The organism is Sorangium sp. So ce363 (assembly GCF_051520435.1).
GTDB lineage: Bacteria > Myxococcota_A > Polyangia > Polyangiales > Polyangiaceae > Sorangium > Sorangium cellulosum_B.
In genome coordinates, this window is the sequence record NZ_CP150333.1 from 1,396,534 (window position 1) to 1,413,473 (window position 16,940).

General features: G+C 72.6%; 13 protein-coding genes. 11 read left to right on the forward strand and 2 right to left on the reverse strand.

Features of this window, described 5'->3' with window-relative positions:
• Nucleotides 1–247: 247 nt before the first annotated feature.
• Entirely contained in the window at nt 248–1,564 is a 1,317-nt protein-coding gene (locus WMF12_RS05260; protein WP_437867391.1) for a glycosyltransferase family 4 protein, read from the forward strand.
• Nucleotides 1,565–1,592: 28 nt separating this feature from the next.
• Here the strand turns inward: WMF12_RS05260 and WMF12_RS05265 are convergent, their stop codons facing one another.
• A complete protein-coding gene (locus WMF12_RS05265; RefSeq protein ID WP_437867402.1) occupies nt 1,593–3,101 on the reverse strand; it encodes a serine/threonine-protein kinase in 1,509 nt (502 codons plus the stop codon).
• A gap of 397 nt (nt 3,102–3,498) precedes the next feature.
• Here WMF12_RS05265 and WMF12_RS05270 point away from each other — a divergent pair, with 397 nt between their 5' ends.
• The 8 genes from WMF12_RS05270 to WMF12_RS05305 all read left to right on the forward strand — a co-directional run bounded on the left by WMF12_RS05270 (nt 3,499) and on the right by WMF12_RS05305 (nt 14,091).
• Nucleotides 3,499–3,648 (forward strand): hypothetical protein, encoded by a 150-nt coding sequence (locus WMF12_RS05270; protein ID WP_437744517.1) that lies wholly within the window; start codon nt 3,499–3,501, stop codon nt 3,646–3,648.
• Between the two features lie 6 nt (nt 3,649–3,654).
• Entirely contained in the window at nt 3,655–4,650 is a 996-nt protein-coding gene (locus tag WMF12_RS05275) for a glycosyltransferase family protein (RefSeq protein ID WP_437744518.1), read from the forward strand.
• 259 nt (nt 4,651–4,909) lie between these two features.
• Nucleotides 4,910–6,499 (forward strand): glycosyltransferase, encoded by a 1,590-nt coding sequence (locus WMF12_RS05280; RefSeq protein WP_437867415.1) that lies wholly within the window; start codon nt 4,910–4,912, stop codon nt 6,497–6,499.
• A gap of 78 nt (nt 6,500–6,577) precedes the next feature.
• Complete coding sequence (locus WMF12_RS05285) at nt 6,578–9,205, forward strand: MMPL family transporter (RefSeq protein WP_437867423.1); 2,628 nt, start codon at nt 6,578–6,580, stop codon at nt 9,203–9,205.
• Nucleotides 9,202–10,380 (forward strand): glycosyltransferase family 4 protein, encoded by a 1,179-nt coding sequence (locus tag WMF12_RS05290; protein WP_437867433.1) that lies wholly within the window; start codon nt 9,202–9,204, stop codon nt 10,378–10,380. The genes WMF12_RS05285 and WMF12_RS05290 overlap by 4 nt, the downstream gene beginning before the upstream one ends.
• Nucleotides 10,381–10,437: 57 nt before the next feature.
• Nucleotides 10,438–11,754: a glycosyltransferase gene (locus WMF12_RS05295; RefSeq protein ID WP_437867441.1), complete on the forward strand. Its 1,317-nt coding sequence runs from the start codon at nt 10,438–10,440 to the stop codon at nt 11,752–11,754.
• A gap of 125 nt (nt 11,755–11,879) precedes the next feature.
• A complete protein-coding gene (locus tag WMF12_RS05300; RefSeq protein WP_437744523.1) occupies nt 11,880–13,328 on the forward strand; it encodes a GuaB1 family IMP dehydrogenase-related protein in 1,449 nt (482 codons plus the stop codon).
• A gap of 124 nt (nt 13,329–13,452) precedes the next feature.
• A complete protein-coding gene (locus WMF12_RS05305; RefSeq protein WP_437867449.1) occupies nt 13,453–14,091 on the forward strand; it encodes a lysophospholipid acyltransferase family protein in 639 nt (212 codons plus the stop codon).
• A 62-nt stretch (nt 14,092–14,153) separates the two neighbouring features.
• Here the strand turns inward: WMF12_RS05305 and WMF12_RS05310 are convergent, their stop codons facing one another.
• Complete coding sequence (locus WMF12_RS05310) at nt 14,154–14,621, reverse strand: hypothetical protein (RefSeq protein ID WP_437867452.1); 468 nt, start codon at nt 14,619–14,621, stop codon at nt 14,154–14,156.
• A gap of 307 nt (nt 14,622–14,928) precedes the next feature.
• On the opposite strand from WMF12_RS05310, the gene WMF12_RS05315 reads away from it, so the two are divergent.
• Together WMF12_RS05315 and WMF12_RS05320 are read left to right on the forward strand one after the other, a co-directional pair.
• Nucleotides 14,929–15,363 carry a hypothetical protein gene (locus tag WMF12_RS05315; RefSeq protein WP_437550047.1) on the forward strand — a complete coding sequence of 145 codons (435 nt, stop codon included), beginning with the start codon at nt 14,929–14,931 and terminating at the stop codon, nt 15,361–15,363.
• Nucleotides 15,364–15,626: 263 nt separating this feature from the next.
• On the forward strand, nt 15,627–16,856 hold the full coding sequence (locus WMF12_RS05320; protein WP_437867464.1) for a glycosyltransferase family 4 protein: 1,230 nt from the start codon (nt 15,627–15,629) through the stop codon (nt 16,854–16,856).
• The last annotated feature ends 84 nt before the right edge of the window (nt 16,857–16,940 follow it).

Below are 16,940 nucleotides of genomic sequence, written 5' to 3' on the forward strand. Positions count from 1 at the left end.
CGCTGCGCGCTGTTTGCCCACCTCGTCTGCCAAGGTCACCTACGGCGCGTGGCAATTTGCCTCGCTGGGGCAGCATGGCTGTTCGCTCATCGCTCGTCTGGGCACGCTGCTCCCATTCCTTGCCTCGTTTCCAGTTTTCTCGGAGTGGCATGTTCTCTGCTCGACACCGCTCGACCGCGCGGCGAGATGCTCCCCTGATCGCAGGATTTCCGTCGAGCCGAGCGGGCGAGTCCGAAGGAGCAGAGGTATGCGCATCCTGCTTATCACCAAGATCTTCCCGAACGCGACGAACCCGGGACAGGCGCCGTTCAACCGGCGGCAGTTCGCCGCGCTCTCGAGGTATTGCGACATCGACGTCTTCGCGACGATCCCCTGGTTTCCGGGGGCTTCCAGGTTCTCCCGGTGGTCCATGTCGAGCGACGCGCCTCGCGAGGACGTGATCGAGGGGTTGCCGGTGCGCCACCCGCGATTCCTCTATGTGCCCAAGGTGGCGCCGTATCTCAATGGCCCGCTCTATGCGGCGTCCATGCTCGTCGAGCTGGCGCGCCACCGTCCCGCGCCGGACGTCATCGTGGGCTCGTTCGCCTATCCGGACGGATTCGCCGCGGTGTGCCTCGCGGAGCTGCTCGGCGTCCCGGCGGTCGTCAAGGTGCATGGCTCGGACGTCGACGTGCTCTCGCAGCAACCGGCGGTCAGGCCCTCGCTCGAGTGGGGTCTCCAGCGCGCGACCCGCGTCGTCGCCGTGAGCAAGCAGCTGGCCGAGGGGGTGCACGCGCTCGGCGTCCGGCGCGACCGCATCGATGTCGTCATGAACGGCGTCGATCGAGGCGTGTTCTACCCGCGCGACCGGGGCGAGGCCCGCGCCGCCCTGGGCCGCCCCGCGGAGCGCCGGCTGCTGCTCTACGTCGGCCACCTGCTCCGCGACAAGGGCGCGCTCGACGCGATCGCCGCGTTCGAGCGCATCGCCGCCGCGCACCCCGACATCGACCTCGCGCTGGTCGGGAGCGGCGCGGACGAGCAGGCCTGCAGGTCGGCGGCGGAGCGGCTCGGCGGGCGCGTCCTGATGACCGGTCGCCTGCCGCACCACGAGGTGGCGCGCTGGGTCGCCGCCTGCGATGCGCTCGTCCTGCCGAGCCATCACGAGGGCACGCCCAACGTCGTGATCGAGTCGCTCGCGTCGGGCCGCCGGGTGGTCGCGACGCGGGTCGGGGGCATCCCCGACGTGATCAGCCGCCCCGAGCTCGGCGAGCTCGTCTCGCCCGGCGATCTCCCCGCCCTGGCCGGCGCCATGGCGCGCGCGGCGCACGCGCCCTACGATCCCGAGCGGATCTCGGCGCTCGCCGGGTGCAAGGGGTGGGACGAGAGCGCTCGCGCGCTCCACGACACGCTCGTCCTGGCGCGGAGCGAGCGGCGCTCACCAGCGCCCGCGCCGCTGCGCGTGCCCGTGATCGACAAGGGCCCCGCGCTCCAGGCGGACGCGCAACCCCCTGCGTCCGTGCGACGGGCGCCGCCCCCCTCGCGGCGGTTCCCCGACGGCGCGCAGCTCGGGGTCGGCCAGGCCTGAAGGGCCGCGCGCTCGCCCTGGCCCCGCCTCAGGCCACGGGCACGGCCTTTTCTGGCCGCAGGCGAACGGTGGGGCCGGGATCCGGGGGCGGCGGCTCGGCGCGCGGCATCGCGGCGCGCGCCGTCCAGAAGCTCCTTGCGTCGTCCGGCGTCCACGCTGGCGCCGGCTCGCATGCGTCGAGCGCGGCGAGCAGCTCGCGCGCGCTCTGGTAACGGTCGCCTGGCCGCTTGGCGAGGCACCGCATCACCACCTCTTCCAGCTCCGACGACAGCGGCCAGGGCGCGCGCAGCGACGGCGGGATCGGCGGCATCGTCAGGTGCGAGTAGACGAGCTTGCCGAAGCTCCGGCCGTCGAAGGGGGCCACGCCCGTCAGCAGGTAATAGAGCGTGACCCCGAGCGAGTAGATGTCGCTCCGGGCGTCCACGGCGCCGGCCGAGATCATCTCCGGGGACATGTACGTCGGCGTTCCCTTGATCACGCCGACGTCCGTCATGCTCGCGTCTCCCTCCAGGCTCACCTGCTTCGCGATCCCGAAGTCGAGCACCTTGAGCACGTCGTGCTCGTCCCCCACGCGCGTGATGTAGAGGTTGTGGGGCTTGATGTCGCGGTGGATGACGCCCGCGTCGTGCGCCTCCGCCAGCGAGAGGCAGGCCTGCCGCGCGAAGTGGACGACCCGGGAGGGCGGCATCGGGCCGTGATCGCGCACCAGGGTGGCCAGGTCGGCGCCGGCCAGGTGCTCCATCGCGATGTAGAAGATGCCGTCGCTGCTCGCGCCGAAATCGAAGATCCGGATCGTGTGCGGCGACGTGAGCCGGCTCGTCGCGCGCGCCTCGCGCTCGAAGCTGCGCACGTCGCCCTCGGACTTGCTCTCGCTGCGGAGCAGCTTCAGCGCCACGTCGCGGCGCAGCGACTCGTCCCAGGCGAGCCACACCTCGTTCTGCCCGCCCCGACCGACCGGCGCCACGAGCCGGTAGCGGCCGAGCTTGCGGGCCTCGTAGACCTGCTGGCGCGCCGACCAGAGGCCGTGGCTCGCCGCCGACACCAGGATCGCGGTGGCGAGCACGAAGATGTAGTTGCAGGCGAAGATCACGAGCGACCGCGGCGACGTCCACTGCGCAGCCAGCGCCGGGTCGAGGGACGCCCCCGCGCCCATGATGATGGGGAAGCTGAGCGCCACCGGGATCGTCATCCGGAGCGATCGCGAGAAGTGCGTGGGCAGGATCGTCGCGTCGACGAGCATCACGATCGACAGCCCGTGCATGTAGTTCCAGGTCAGATCCCCGAACTCCAGCGCCATCACGGAGATGAGCCCCCCCGTGCTCCAGACCGCGAAGACGTGCGCCGCGTCGAGGAGCTCGGCCGAGGTCTGCTCGCGCCGGGCGAGGAGGTACAGCCAGAGCAGGATGACCTCGCCGAGCAACCGGTAGAGCAGCAGCCGGGTGACCGAGGCGCTCGGAAACACGGCGAGCACCACGAACACGTCGAGCGCCGCGAACGTGGGCCAGGTCACGAGCGCCGTGGGGAGGCCCCGCGCCATCGCGCGGCGCTCGTCCGCCGAGCTGACGCCTCGAGGTCCCTGGGATCCCGTCGAATGGAAGCTGCTCGAGGCGGTCATGGTGCGGCGCGGGCCGTATCGCAGGCCATTGGAGCCCTGCGCTGGCGCGGAGTCAAAGCGCACGTCGCCCGTCGGGAGGAGCGAGAAATGACGCATCGCACGTGTCGCACGCAACGTACGTGTGGCGCGCATCGCGCGCATCACACACGTCGTACGCGTTGCCCACGTCGTACGCACCACGCGGGCGCCGCCCGGGCGCGGCGCGGCGAGCGCGCCTCCGGGGTTCCGCCGGCGGGGCGTTCGTTGTAGAGGCGCTCCGCGCTCGCTCCGAGACCCCCGCCATGGCGGCGATCTCGGCGGCGATCCGCGGGGAAATGGGATGAAGCAGAGACGTGCGCTCATGATCATCGCGGTCCGCAATGGCGTGCTCGCCGGCGCGGCCCCCGCGCGGGCGGCCATGGGCCCGCGCGCGATCCTGGGACGGGCCCTCTCTCGCGCGCGCGGCTGCTGCGGCGCGCCGGTGCGCTGACGGCCCGTGGCGAAGATCGGCTACTACGTCCACGGGCGCGGGCGCGGGCACGCGAGCCGCGCGCTCCCGATCGTGGGAGCCCTCCGCGAGCGCGGCCACGAGCTCCGGATCTACGGCGGCGGCCAGGCGGCGGACCTGCTCGGCGCGCTCCCGGAGCACCGCCTCGTGCGGCCGATCCACCGCGGGCTCGCGGGCGTGATCGAGCTCCCGCGCCGCCTGGCGAAGGAGATCGTCGAGCAGGCGGGCTTCCGGCCCGACGCCATCGTGAGCGACGGCGACGTCCCGTCGCTGCTCGCCGCGCGCGCGCTCGGGATCCCCGCCGTCGCGCTCGGCCACGATCTCGTCTTCTCGCGCTGCCGCCTGCCCGAGGGGCTGCCGAGGCTGCGGGTGCTCGCGTGCCGGCGCACGACCTGGGCCTCCAGCCGGGCGCGCCGCGCGGTCGCCGTCCACTTCCTGCCGATCGAGCCGGAGACGCCGGGCACCCTCGTCGCGCGGCCCGAGCGCCGGCTCGCCCCCGCGCGCGCCGGCGAGCCCGGGGCCGTCGTCTGCTACTTCAGCGAGTGCGACGCGCGCCGCGTGCTCGATCTCGTCGCGCGCGACGGCCGGCGCGTCATCGCGTTCGGCGACCCGGGCCTCGACGTGCCCGGCGTCGAGGCGCGCCCCTTCGATCCGGGCGCGTTCCTCGGTCACCTCGAGGGCGCGTCGGCGGTCGTGACCACCGCCGGCAGCAACGTCCTCGCCGAGTGCGTGCTCGCCGGCAAGCCCGTGCTCGCGCTCTACGACGACCGCCACAACGAGCAGACGCTCAACGCGCTCCTCGCCGAGCGGGCCGGCGTCGCCGTCGCGAGCTCGCTCGCGGCGCTCTCGCCGGACGTCGTGGCGCGCTTCTTCGATCGCTGCCGCGCCGCCGACTTCGCCCGCATCGACCTGGAGCGCGCGCTGCCGAGCGCGCCTTCCGCCGTGCTCACCCTGCTGGAGGAGGCGTGCGCGGGCGCCTCGTGACGAGGTGCATCGCGACGTTCGCACCTCGCACCGTGGCCGAAGTCGACACAAGCGGCATGAGCTTTGCTAATTACGCCCACTGCCGACAGGCCGATTGGCCGACGAGGAATGGCTGCTGTGCCGAGCAGCAGGCCGCGCTCGCGGCCGCAGCGTGACACGGCTGTCGCGGGCGCGACACGAGCGCCCTACCGCCCGTCACGCTGCGCGCCTCGGTCGGTCATCGACCACGGTTCGCGCCGCTTCTCCAGGAGCAACGAAGATGACGATGGATGCAATTCTGCCGCTCAGCGACCACCGGAGCGATCGCGCGCCGCACGAGGCGATCGCGCCGGCGCGTCCCACGCCGTCGACGGGACCCGCGCGGGGAGGGCTCTCCTCCGTCAGGGTGCAAGCGGCCATTCCAGAGAATCCCTTCGCTGCCCTCTCCGGCGCCAACGGGCGGCCGCTCAAGGTCGCCATCCTCAGCGATTTCACGCGCATTCCTTACGCGAATGGCGCGGTCTTCCAGACGCGGGCCCTGTATCGCGCGCTCAACACCTGTGGTCACCAGGCAACACTGATCGGACCTCGGGATCCGGATGCCTCGGCCGACGAGGTCCCTCCCGGCACCGTCGCCTTGCCCAGCCTGCCGCTGCGCACCTACCCGGGGGTGCACCTGCCCATCCCCGTGGGATCCTCGGTGCTCGATCCGATGCGGTGGGATTTTGACATCTGCTTTGCGCAGACCACGACCCTGCTCGTCGAGTTCGGCATCTGGCTGCGCAAGATGCGCGGCATCCCGCTGCTCTGCGTGAACACGACGCACCTCGCGGCCGCGTACGACGTGCTCCTGCCGGAGCGGGTCTCCCGGATCGGCGCGGTCCACACGGTGCTCCACAAGACGCTCCGCGCGCCGATGGAGCGGCTCTTCGTGGACCTGTACAACCAGGGAGACGGCCTCGTCGTGCTGAGCGAGGGCCTGCGCGATTACTGGCGCGAACGGGGCGTGACGGTGCCCATCCACGTCATCCCGCGGATGGTCCCCGAGGACGTGTTCGAGCGCCCGCTCGGCCCCGACCCCTACGTGCAGCTGCTCGAGGAGCGCGGGCTCGACCCGCGCGGCCCCCGCCTCGTCTGCGCGGGCCGCCACACCCGGGAGAAGTCGCAGCACCGGCTGATCCGCATCTTCGCCGAGCACATCGCCCCGCACGAGCCGCAGGCGACGCTCACGCTCGTCGGCGACGGGCCGGACAGCGTGGCGTACGCGGCGCTCGCGCGTGAGCTGGGCGTCGCGCGCCGGGTCATCTTCACGGGCGAGGTGCCGTACAGCCAGATCTCGGACTACTACCGGCACGCGAACCTCTTCCTGCACGCCTCGCTGAGCGAGACGTTCGGAAACGTGCTCAGCGAGGCGCTCTGGTGCGGCTCCCCGACGGTCGCGTTCGCCGACGGCATGGGCGTGAGCTCGCAGATCCAGAGCGGCCACAACGGCCTGCTGATCGACCCGGGCCGCGGGCCGATCGCCGAGGAGAGCGCGAACGCCGCGTTCGGCAAGGCCGTGCTCGCGCTCACGCGCGACCCGCTCGCCGCCGCGCGGCTCGGAAACGCGGCCGCGCAGCGGGCGCGCGAGCGGTCCTCGCCCCTCGTCGTGCAGCGCATGCTCGCGAACGCGTTCGCGCACGCGCGCGAGCACGCGAGGCAATCCAACCTGCGCCCGCTCGTCGACGGGCCGAAGGCGCTCCAGTGGCTGGAGACTTTCCGGCACTTCCGCACCTGGATGGGCTTCACCGGCGGCCTCTTCGCGTTCGGCCACCTGCGCCCCGCGGCGGCGCCGCGGCCCAAGGGGATCCAGCCGTCGTTCTGCGCCTAGCGCGCGTGGTAAGACCGGCCCGAAGCCGGCCCGCACGCGGCCGCTTCGAGGTGTTCCCGGTTTCGAGGTGTCCTTCGAATGCTCCTCAGGATGATCGGTGCGCTCGTCGATATCAGCGGGCGCCGTCCCTGGCTCGTCATCGCGCTCGCCCTCCTCTCCATGGCAGGGCTATGGGGGTACGCGTCGCGGCTCGAGCTGCGCACGGAGCTCCGCGAGCTCTTGCCGAGCGACAGCCCGGCGTTCCAGGCCTACGAGCGTCAGGCCCAGCGCGTGGACGGTGGAGCGCAGCTCATCGTCATCGCCGAGTCGCCGGATCGCGGCGCGAACGAGCGGTTCATCGACGCGCTCGCGGAGCAGCTGAACGAGCCGCTCCGGAAGCGCGCGGCCTGCGCCGCGGCGTGCGGCGACGACGCCTGCCGGGCGGCGTGCGGGCCGCCGGCGCTCATCCGCTACGTGGAGTCCGGCACGAAGGAGGTCCGCAGCTTCTTCGACGCGAACAAGTGGCTCTACGCGAGCGTCCGCGAGCTCGAGGCGGCGGACGAGGCGATCGAGCTGGAGCTCGCGCTGCGGAGCGGCCTCATCGAGGATCTGGAGGCTTCCGGGGCGCCCGGCGGTGACGCGGGCGCGGCGGGGACGCCGGCGCCGGCCCAGAAGGGGCTGTCGCTCGACGAGACCTGGCAGGAGCTCCAGCGGCGCCTGAAGAAGATCGACGAGTTCCCGAGCGGCTACTTCGCCACGCCCGACGGGCGCATGGTCGCGCTCCGCATCGTCTCGCGCAGCGCCGGGATGGGCGATCGCCGCGCGGCGGAGCTCCTCGACCAGGTGACCGCGCTCGTCTCGCGCCTCGATCCTGCGGCGTTCCACCCGGCCATGCAGGTCGGGTACGCGGGCGACATCCCGAACGCCATCGCCGAGCAGAAGTCGCTCGTGAGCGAGGCGGTGTGGGCCACCGCCATCGCGCTCGTGCTGATCGTCGGCGGCGTGATGATCTACTACCGCTCGCCCTGGTCGCTCGTGGTGATCCTGCTCCCCACGGCCCTCGGCGCCAGCGCGGGGTACGCGTTCGCGACCCTGACCTACGGCTACGTCAACACGGTCGGCGCCTTCCTCGGGGCGATCATCGTCGGCAACGGGGTCAATTACCCGATCGTGCTCCTGTCGAGGTACCGCGACTTCCGCGCGCGCGGCATGCCCGCAGACGAGGCGCGGCGCGAGGCGGTCATCAACGCGTTCCGCGCCGAGCTCGTCGGGGCGAGCGTGGCGGCGATCGCCTACGGATCGCTCACGATCACGCACTTCCGCGGGTTCAGCCAGTTCGGCACGATCGGCTTCGTCGGGATGTTCATGGTGTGGGCGTCCATCGTGCCGCTCGTGCCCGCGACGCTCGTCGCGATCGAGCGCATCCAGGCGAGGCTCCCGCGCTGGCTGCGCGATCCGGCGCCGCGCGTCTCGGACGAGGGCACCGCGGGGCCCGGCGCGCGGGCGCTCGCGCGCGTGACGTCGCGGTGGCCGCTCGCGTTCCTCGCGGTCGCGCCGGTCATCGTCGCGCTCGCGGCGTGGAAGCTCCCCGCGTACATCCGGGATCCCTGGGAGTACAACTTCGCGCGCCTCGGCTCGAAGAGCTCGCGGGAGAAGGGCGCGGGGAGCTGGTCGCTGAAGGCGTCCGAGGTCTTCGGCGGGAAGATGAACGTCGCCGGCGCGATGATGCTCGCGGACACCCCCGAGCAGGTGCCGGCCATCAAGGCGCAGATCCTGGCGAACGACGCGAAGGATCCGCAGGGCCAGCTCGTGGCCGACGTCGCGACGATCGCCGACGCCCTCCCCGGCACGGCCGAGGAGCAGCAGCGGAAGATCGAGATCCTGGAGCGCATCCGGGACCGGCTGACCCCGCGGGTGCTGAAAGCGCTGAGCCCCGAGGAACGCGAGCGCGTCCTCAGCATGAAGCCGCCGGAGACCCTTCGCGTCATCGGCCCGAAGGACCTGCCCGACCTCATCCGCCGCAGGTTCGAGGAGAACAACGGCGTCGTGGGGACGGTGTTCTACGTGAAGTACAAGAACAACGTCTCGTTCTCGAACGGCAGGAACCTCCTGCGGATGGCCGACACGACCGGCAACGTGGTCCTCCCTGACGGGACCCACGTCGTCACGGCGAGCAGGCCGACGGTCTTCGCCGAGATGATCCGGTCGATGGAGCGCGACGGTCCGCTCGCGACGGCGGCCTCGCTCCTCGCGGTCACGGCCGTCGTGGTGCTCGCGACGGGCAGCATCGCGGGCGCGCTCGCGGTCCTCCTGGCCCTCGTGCTCGGCGTGCTCGCGACGGCCACCGCCATGGCGGCGCTCGACGTCAAGATCAACTTCCTGAACTTCATCGCGCTCCCGATCACGTTCGGCATCGGCTGCGAGTACCCCTTCAACGTCTTCGATCGCGCGCGGCTGCTCGGCGGCGACGTGTCGCTCGCGCTCAAGCGCTCGGCCGGCCCCGTGGCCCTCTGCAGCTACACGACCGTGCTGGGCTACGGGTCGCTCGTCTTCGCCGACAACCAGGCGCTGAACTCGTTCGGCTGGGTCGCGGTCAGCGGCGAGTTGGCGTGCGTCGCGTGCGCGCTCCTGTTCCTCCCGGCGCTGCTCCACGTCATGAACCGCTCGGCGCGGATGCGGCGCTCGTGGAAGGGCGGCCTCCTCCTGCGCGGGAGCAACCATTCGTGAAGATCCTCGACGTCGCGGAGTTCTTCTCGTCCCGCGGGGGCGGCGTGCGGTCGTACCTGGAGGAGCTCGTGCGCCAGGGGAGCCGGCGCGGCCACGAGATCGTCGTCGTGGCGCCCGGGCCGCGCGACGAGGTGGTGCCGCTCGAGGGGGGCCGCATCGTGCGGGTGGCCGGCCCGCCGATGCCGTACGACCCGACCTACCACGCGCTCCTCCGGCTCGGCGCGGCGCGGGCGATCATCCGCCGCGAGGCGCCGGACGTGGTGCAGGCGAGCGCGCCGTACACGGCCGCGCTCGTCGCGGCGAGCGCCCGCGAGGTCCCGCTCCGCACGCTCGTGTACCACTCGGATCAGATCAGCACCTACGCGGCGCCGCTGCTCGACCGGGTGCGCCCGCGCGCGGTCGCCCGGGCGCTCGAGGGCGCGCTGTTCGCCTGGCCGCGCGCGCTGTCGCGGCGGTTCGACGCGACGATCGCCCCCGGGGCGTTCATCGCGGAGCAGCTCCGCAGCCACGGCTGCGAGCGCGTCCACCGCGTCACCTTCGGCGTGAAGCGCGGCGACTTCGACCCCTCCCGCGCGGACGCGGCGCTGCGCCGCGGCCTGCTCGGCCGGTTCGCGGACGAGCCCTCGGCCGCGCTGCTCCTCGTCGCGTGCCGGCTGGCCGTCGAGAAGCGGGTCGCGCTCGTGATCGACGCCGTGCGGGAGCTCGCGGCGCGGCGCCCGGTCGCCCTCGCGGTGCTGGGCGACGGGCCCGAGCGGGCGCGGCTCGAGCGCCGCGCGGCCGCCCTGCCGCAGGTGACCTTCCTCGGCTTCGCCAAGGACCGCGCCACCTACGCCGCGCTGCACGCCAGCGCCGACGTCTTCGTCCACGGCGGCGCCGCCGAGACGTTCGGCTTCGTGCTGGGCGAGGCGCTGTGCTCGGGCCTGCCGCTCGTCGTCCCGGCCGCCGGCGCCGCGCTGGATTTCGTGCAGCCCGGCGCCGCCGAGGTGTACGCGCCGCGCGCCTCGCCGGGCGAGGTGGCCGCCGCGATCGAGCGGGTGCTCGCGCGCCCGCGGGAGGAGCGCGTCGCGGCGGCGCGGGCCGCGGGGGAGCGGCTGCCCACGAGCGACGAGCACTTCGAAGCGCTGTTCGCGCTCTACGCGGACCTGCTCGAGCGCGGCGTGCGCGGCGAGGGCTGACGTCGTGGACGCCAGCTTGCCCGCGAGAGGACGCGAGAGGACGCGAGAGGATCGATCGTGCGCCCCTTCCTGCTGATCTCCCCCGCCTTCGCGCCCCAGACGAGCGTCGGCGCCTTCCGCTGGGTGAAGCTCGCGCGGCACCTGCCGCGCCACGGCTTCCGCGTCGCCGTCCTGTCGGGGACCTTTCCCGAGGATCCGCGCGACGACGGGTTGCTCGCCGCGCTGCCGCCCGAGGTCGAGGTCTTCGACGAGTACCTCGATCCGGCCGTCCTCGCCGCGGGCGCCGCGCTGCGCGCCCTCCGCGCGCGGGCGCCGCTCCCCGCGGGGCGCGCGGGGCCGCTCGTCGGGCTCCGCCCGTTCCAGGCGATCACCGACCGCTGGATCGCGCACGCGCCGCGCGGGGCGCGCGCGGCCGTGGCCCTGGCCCGCCGCACCGGCGCGCGGGCCGTCGTGGTGAGCGCCGGGCCGTACTCGGCCTGCCCGGTCGGCCTCCACGTGAAGCGGACGCTCGGCGTGCCGCTCGTCCTCGATATGCGCGACCCGTACTCGCTGCACGAGACGGGGAGCGGGCCGCCGTCCGGCCTGGCCGAGCGGGCCCGGCGCGCCATCGTCCCGCGCCTGGAGCGTCGCTGGCTCGAGAGCGCCGACCACGTGATCTTCAACACGCGGGCCGCGCTCGAGGCCTACCGCGCGCGCTTCCCCGAGCTCTCGTCGAAGTCCTCGTTCGTGCGCAACCACTTCGATCTCGCGCTGTACGCGCCGCCGCCCGTGCCGGAGCCGCCCCGCCGCTTCGTCGTGCTCCACCTCGGCACGATCCGCGAGGAGGCCTCGGCGGACCAGATAGGCGCCGCGCTGCGGCGGTTCATCGACCGCGAGCGGCTCGCGCCCGAGGACGTCGTCCTCCGGCAGATCGGCCGGATGTCCGACCACGATCGCGCCTGCTTCGAGCGCATGGGGCTCACGCCGTACATCGAGGCGCTCCCCCCGGTCCCGCAGCGCGACGTGCTCGGCGAGCTCAGGCGGGCGCACGTGCTGCTCGCGATGCTCAGCCCCCACGTCGTGCTGCGCGTCTCGGCCAAGACCTACGACTACGCCGCGTCGGGGATGCCCGTCGTCAGCGTGACCGCGAACCGCGAGGTCGAAGAGCTCCTCTCGTACCGGAGCGACAACGCGCGCGTCGCGCCGGACGACGCGGACGGCATCGCCGCCGCGCTCGCGCGCCACCTCGCGCGCTTCCGGGAGACGGGCGCGCTGCCGGTCCCGGCGCCTCCGCCCGCGGAGCTGTCGTCCGAGGCGGCCGCGGCCAGCGTCGCCGCGATACTGGACCGCGTCATCACCGACGCGACCGCGCGTAGCGCCCGCCAGCCTGCTTGAACATGGTAGCCCGGCGGGGAGGGGGCCGTCGCGCAACCAGCGCCGACCCCGCCCTGCCGTCAGGCACTAGACTGGCGCGCGCCGCGCCGCCTTCACGGCGCCATCCCCCTTCCTCGGAGCTGTGCATGCGCTTTCTCCACCCCGAGCATGACGAGAGCCTGGAGCTCGCGCTCGAAGACGTGTTCCTGACCCCCGGGTACTTCGCCGGCGGCTCCCGCCTCGAGACCGACCTGCGCCCGGCGGACTTCCCTGGCGGCTCGCACCCGATCGTCTCGGCGAACATGAACGCGGTCACCGGCAAGCGGATGGCGGAGACGATGGCCCGCTTCGGCGGCCTCGGCGTGCTCCCGCAGGACATGGATCTCGACACGGTCGAGCGCATCGTCCGCCACATCAAGCGCGCCGACCCGCGCTACGACACGCCCCTCTCGGTCTCCCCGCGGGCGACGCTCCGCGACGTGCACGGCATCATCCGCAAGCGATCGCACGACATGGTGGTCGTGGTCGACGACGAGCGGCGGCCGATCGGCATCGTCACCCACGCCGACCTGCGCGACCGGGATCAGTACACGCCCGCGTCCGCGCTCATGTCGCCGCGCCTCATCACCATCCCGGCCGGCACGCCGAACCGGACGGCCTTCCTGCTGATGGAAGACGCCCGCGTGAAGGCGGTCCCCGTGCTCGACGGGGACGGGCGGCTCCACGGCGTGCTGACGCGCGACGACGCCGTGCGGCTCGAGCTGCTCAAGCCGACGCTCGACGGCGGCGGCGAGCTCATGGTCGCGGCGGCGATCGGGATCTCCGCGCAGGCGGCCCAGAGCGCCGCGCGCCTGCTCGAGATCGGCGTCTCTGCGATCGTGCTCGACACCGCGCACGGCCACCAGCGCCGGATGATCGAGGCGATCCGCGCCGTGCGGGGCGCCGTCGGCGACGCCGTCCCGCTCGTGGCCGGCAACGTCTGCACGGCGGAGGGCACGCGGGCTCTCATCGAGGCGGGCGCCGGCATCGTGAAGGTGAACGTCGGCCCCGGCGCGATGTGCACGACGCGCATGCAGACCGGCGCCGGCCGCCCGACGTTCTCCTCGGTGCTCGCGTGCGCCCGCGAGGCGCGCCGCCACGGCAAGCGCGTCTGGGCCGACGGCGGCGTCCGTCACCCGCGCGACGTGGCGCTCTACCTCGCCGCCGGCGCCTCGCGCGTCATGGTCGGGACGACGCTCGCCGGCACGTACGAGAGCCCGGGCGACGTCATGGAGGACCGCGACGGGCTGCTCTACAAGGAGAACTACGGCATGGCGAGCGCCCGCGCGGTCAGCGAGCGCACCGCGGACCTCGACGCGTTCGAGCGCGCCAAGAAGGCCTTTTTCCGCGAGGGCATCTCGACGTCGCGCATCTACATCCACGAGGGGCGCGAGAGCGTCGGCGCCATCCTGATCGAGATGATCACCGGCGTGCAGTCGGCGTGCACCTACGCCGGCGCGGCGAACCTCGACGAGCTCCACGACAAGGCCGTCATCGGGGTGCAGACGCTGGCGGGCTACGGCGAGGGCAAGCCGCACGGAATTGAACGGCGTTGATCGAGCGTCGTTGATCGAGCGGCGTTGATCGAGCGGCGCTGATCGAGCGCGGGATGACGGAAAGGTGACGTGACTTCCACCCGGGCAGCGACGAACCTCCGGCTGCTTACCGTCGAGGTCCTCCATGCCGAACGCACCCGCTCCACGTTTTTCCGCCGCGCGCCGCGCCGTTCGCCGGTTCGTCGGCCGCACCTGGTTGTCCGTGTTCGGCTGGCGCGTGGAGGGCATGACGGAGCTCCCGTCGAAGGCGGTGATCATCGCGGCGCCCCACACCTCGAACTGGGATTTCCCGTTCACGCTCGCGGTCAGCTACGTGCTCGACCTCGAGTTCTCCTGGCTCGGCAAGCACACGCTCTTCGAGCCGCCGTTCGGCTTCTTCTTCAAGTGGCTCGGCGGCGTCCCCGTCGACCGCCGCGACCGGAACAACCTCGTCGCGGCCGTGGTCGACGTGCTGAAGGAGCGCGACGAGCTCATCCTGATCATCGCGCCCGAGGGCACGCGCTCGCGCACGAAGCGCTGGAAGACGGGCTTCTACTACGTCGCGCTCGGCGCCGGCGTCCCGATCCTCCTCGGATACCTCGACTTCCCCCGCAAGCGGGGCGGGATCCTCCACGTGTTCCACCCGACGGGCGACATCGAGGCCGACATGGCGGCGATCCGCCGTCTCTACGAGGGTATCGAAGGAAAGCACCCGGAGCGAATGAGCGAGATCACGCTCGGCGCCAGGGATGCTCCGGCGAACGGGGCCGTGCAGCACCCCTGAGCTCGGGTCGGCGGCGCGCGAGCCGCGTGCGCGAGCCGCGTGCGCGCCGCCGGGGGCGCTCGTCAGCGCAGGGACGGCGCGCGAACCGACGAGGCGGGCCCCGCCGTGATCCTCGTCGTCAGCACGCCCGCGAGCGCCCATTCGAACGCGGAGCGGTCGGTGTACACGTTGAAGCGGCCGCCCGTGGCGAGGTTGGCGACCGTGACGCCCATGGCGACGAGCCCCGGCCGCACGAGGATATGGACCTCCTTCAGCTTGCCGGGGTTCCGCAGGTGCCACGCCGTGAGCCTGGCCCGGACGTCGCTGTCATAGCCGGTGCCGAGCTCGAAATCGTCGAACACGACCGGGTGCACGCCCGCCTCGACGAGGGTCTCCAGGTGCCTGATCGCCGGCTCGATGAGATCGAGCGACGCGTACCCCTCGAGGCGCCTCGTCACGACGTCGGACGCCGGCGTTCGAACATCGAGGACTCCCCGCCCGGTCGACCAGCGATCGCCCCGAGCTCCGAGCCGTGTGTGTGCCAAATCCATCTCGATTTCGAGACTTTAGTCTATGGGCGGCGCTCCGCCACGCGATCCGTCCGATCCGCTCCGTTCCCCGACGCCGGGGGCGTGAGCTGCGCTCGCGGACGGCGCCTCGCCGGCCGGGCGCGCGAGGCGGCGGGGTTTCCGGCGCGTCGAGCACGTCCGGCGGGCCAGGCCGCCTCCTGCTGCGTCGAGCGCCGTCGGCGTGGCCGAAAGCGGCTATGATGCCGCGGTTGTTTCGGCCGCCGGCCGGTGCTGGCGGCTCGCGAGGCGTCTTCGCCCGCAGCAGAGAGACGAAGGAGGAGCTACCGAGATGAGAGGACATGTTTCCAGGGTGCTGCGGCTCGCTGTCGTGGCGTTTGCGTGCGCGCTGATGGCGGGCTGCGGCGGCCCGCTGCGCTACACGCCGCAGGGCATGGGGAAGGCGCCGGGCGCGGACGCCGTGATCATCGCCGACGTCAACTTCGACGCGGCCATGACCCGCCTCGACATCAACGCGAAGGACCTCCCGCCGCCCGATCGCCTCGACTCGAGCGGCACCGCCTACGTCGTCTGGGCGCGCCCGGACAGCGACTCGCCCTGGCAGCGGATCGGCGCGCTCACCTTCGACCCCGATGCCCGCACCGGCAAGCTCAAGGACGTGAGCGTGCCGCTCACCCGGTTCGAGCTCGTCATCAGCCTCGAGAAGACCGCCAATCCCGGGTCGCCGTCCTCGGAGCTCATCTTCAAGCAGGACGTCGAGTACTGACGCGGCGGCGGCTCCGCCGGGGGTGCATCTTCGCAGTGCTGCTCGAGCCGCTCCCGGCGGGCGAGTCGCAGCCGCCTGGCGCGACCCGCGGCGCCAGCGACATCACCGTGACGCCCCCCGCCCCTCGTGATGCTGTCGAGGCGTGATGGTCGCCCGTCCCATCGAGGCGGGCGCCGGCCGTCGGACCCGGCGGCGATAACTCGGCGCCGCCCACCGTGCATCAGGTGAATGCCCGCGAGCGCCGGTGCATCGAAGTGCGGTGAGTGAAGATTCTCCTCCTGTCGCAGTGGTATCACCCAGAGCCGATCGCGCGCCCCCATCTGCTCGCGGAGGCGCTGGCCGAGCGCGGGCACCAGGTGACGGTGGTGACCGCGTTCCCGAACTACCCGCATGGCCGCACCTATCCAGGGTACCGACAGCGCCTCTGGGACGTGGAGCACGCGAGCGGCACCAGGGTGATACGCCTCCCGAGCTACCCTGATCACAGCCGATCGCGCGTGCGGCGGACGCTCAACTACGCGAGCTTCGCTGCCTCGACCGCGCTGCTCGGGGCCGCCCTCTCCGGGCCGGCGGACGTCGCCTGGGTCCATAACCCCCCACCGAGCCACGCCATCGCCGCCTCCTGGCTCGCCGCGCTCCGCCGGATACCGTGGGTCTATGAGGTCCAGGATCTGTGGCCCGAGACCGCGGCGGCCTCGGGCATGCTCGACAACAGGCTTGTATTCGCTGGCGTCGATCGCGTGAACCGCGCCCTCTTCCGGCGCGCTGCGGCGATCACCGTCATCAGCCCGGGGCTCGAGCGCGAGCTCTCCCGCAGAGGCGTCTCCACAGACAAGGTGCACCTGATCCCGAACTGGGCCGACGATCGGATCTACAGGCCGGTGGAGCCCGACCCGCAGCTCGCAGCGGAGCACGGGTTGTCAGGGCGGTTCGTCGTCCTCTTTGCCGGCAACATGGGCTCTGCCCAGGCCCTCTCCAGCGTGCTCGACGCGGCCGATCGGCTGCGCGACCTCCCCGACGTGCGGTTCGTGATGGTCGGGGACGGGAACGACGCGCTCAGGCTCCGGGGCGAAGCTGCGGCGCGGGCCCTCTCGAACGTCGTCTTCATCGGCCAGCAACCCCATGAGCGCATGCCGCATTTCTTCGCGCTGGCCGATGTGGTGCTCGCGCACCTCCGGCGCGATCCGCGCTTCGAGATCACGATTCCCTCGAAGATCCCGGCCTACATGGCCGCGGCCAGGCCGGTGCTCGTCGCGGCGGGCGGGGATCCAGCGGATCTGGTGCGGAGCAGCGGGGCGGGGCTCGCCTGCGAGCCCGAGGACCCGGCGGCGCTCGCGGACGCCGTGCGGCGGTTTCACGGCATGACGCCGGAGGCGCGGCGCGCGATGGGGGAGGCCGGCCGGCTCTATTTCCTTCGCTGGTTCACGCGCGAGCCGCTCGTGCGTCGTTATGAGGAGATCTTCGCGCGCGCAGCGGGTGAAGCATCGTCGTGAGGACGCCGGCGCCCTCGGGCACCGGCGCGAGGCTGGGGGGATCTAAGGACGCAATGCACCGGGGCATTGCGGTGAGCATCGTTC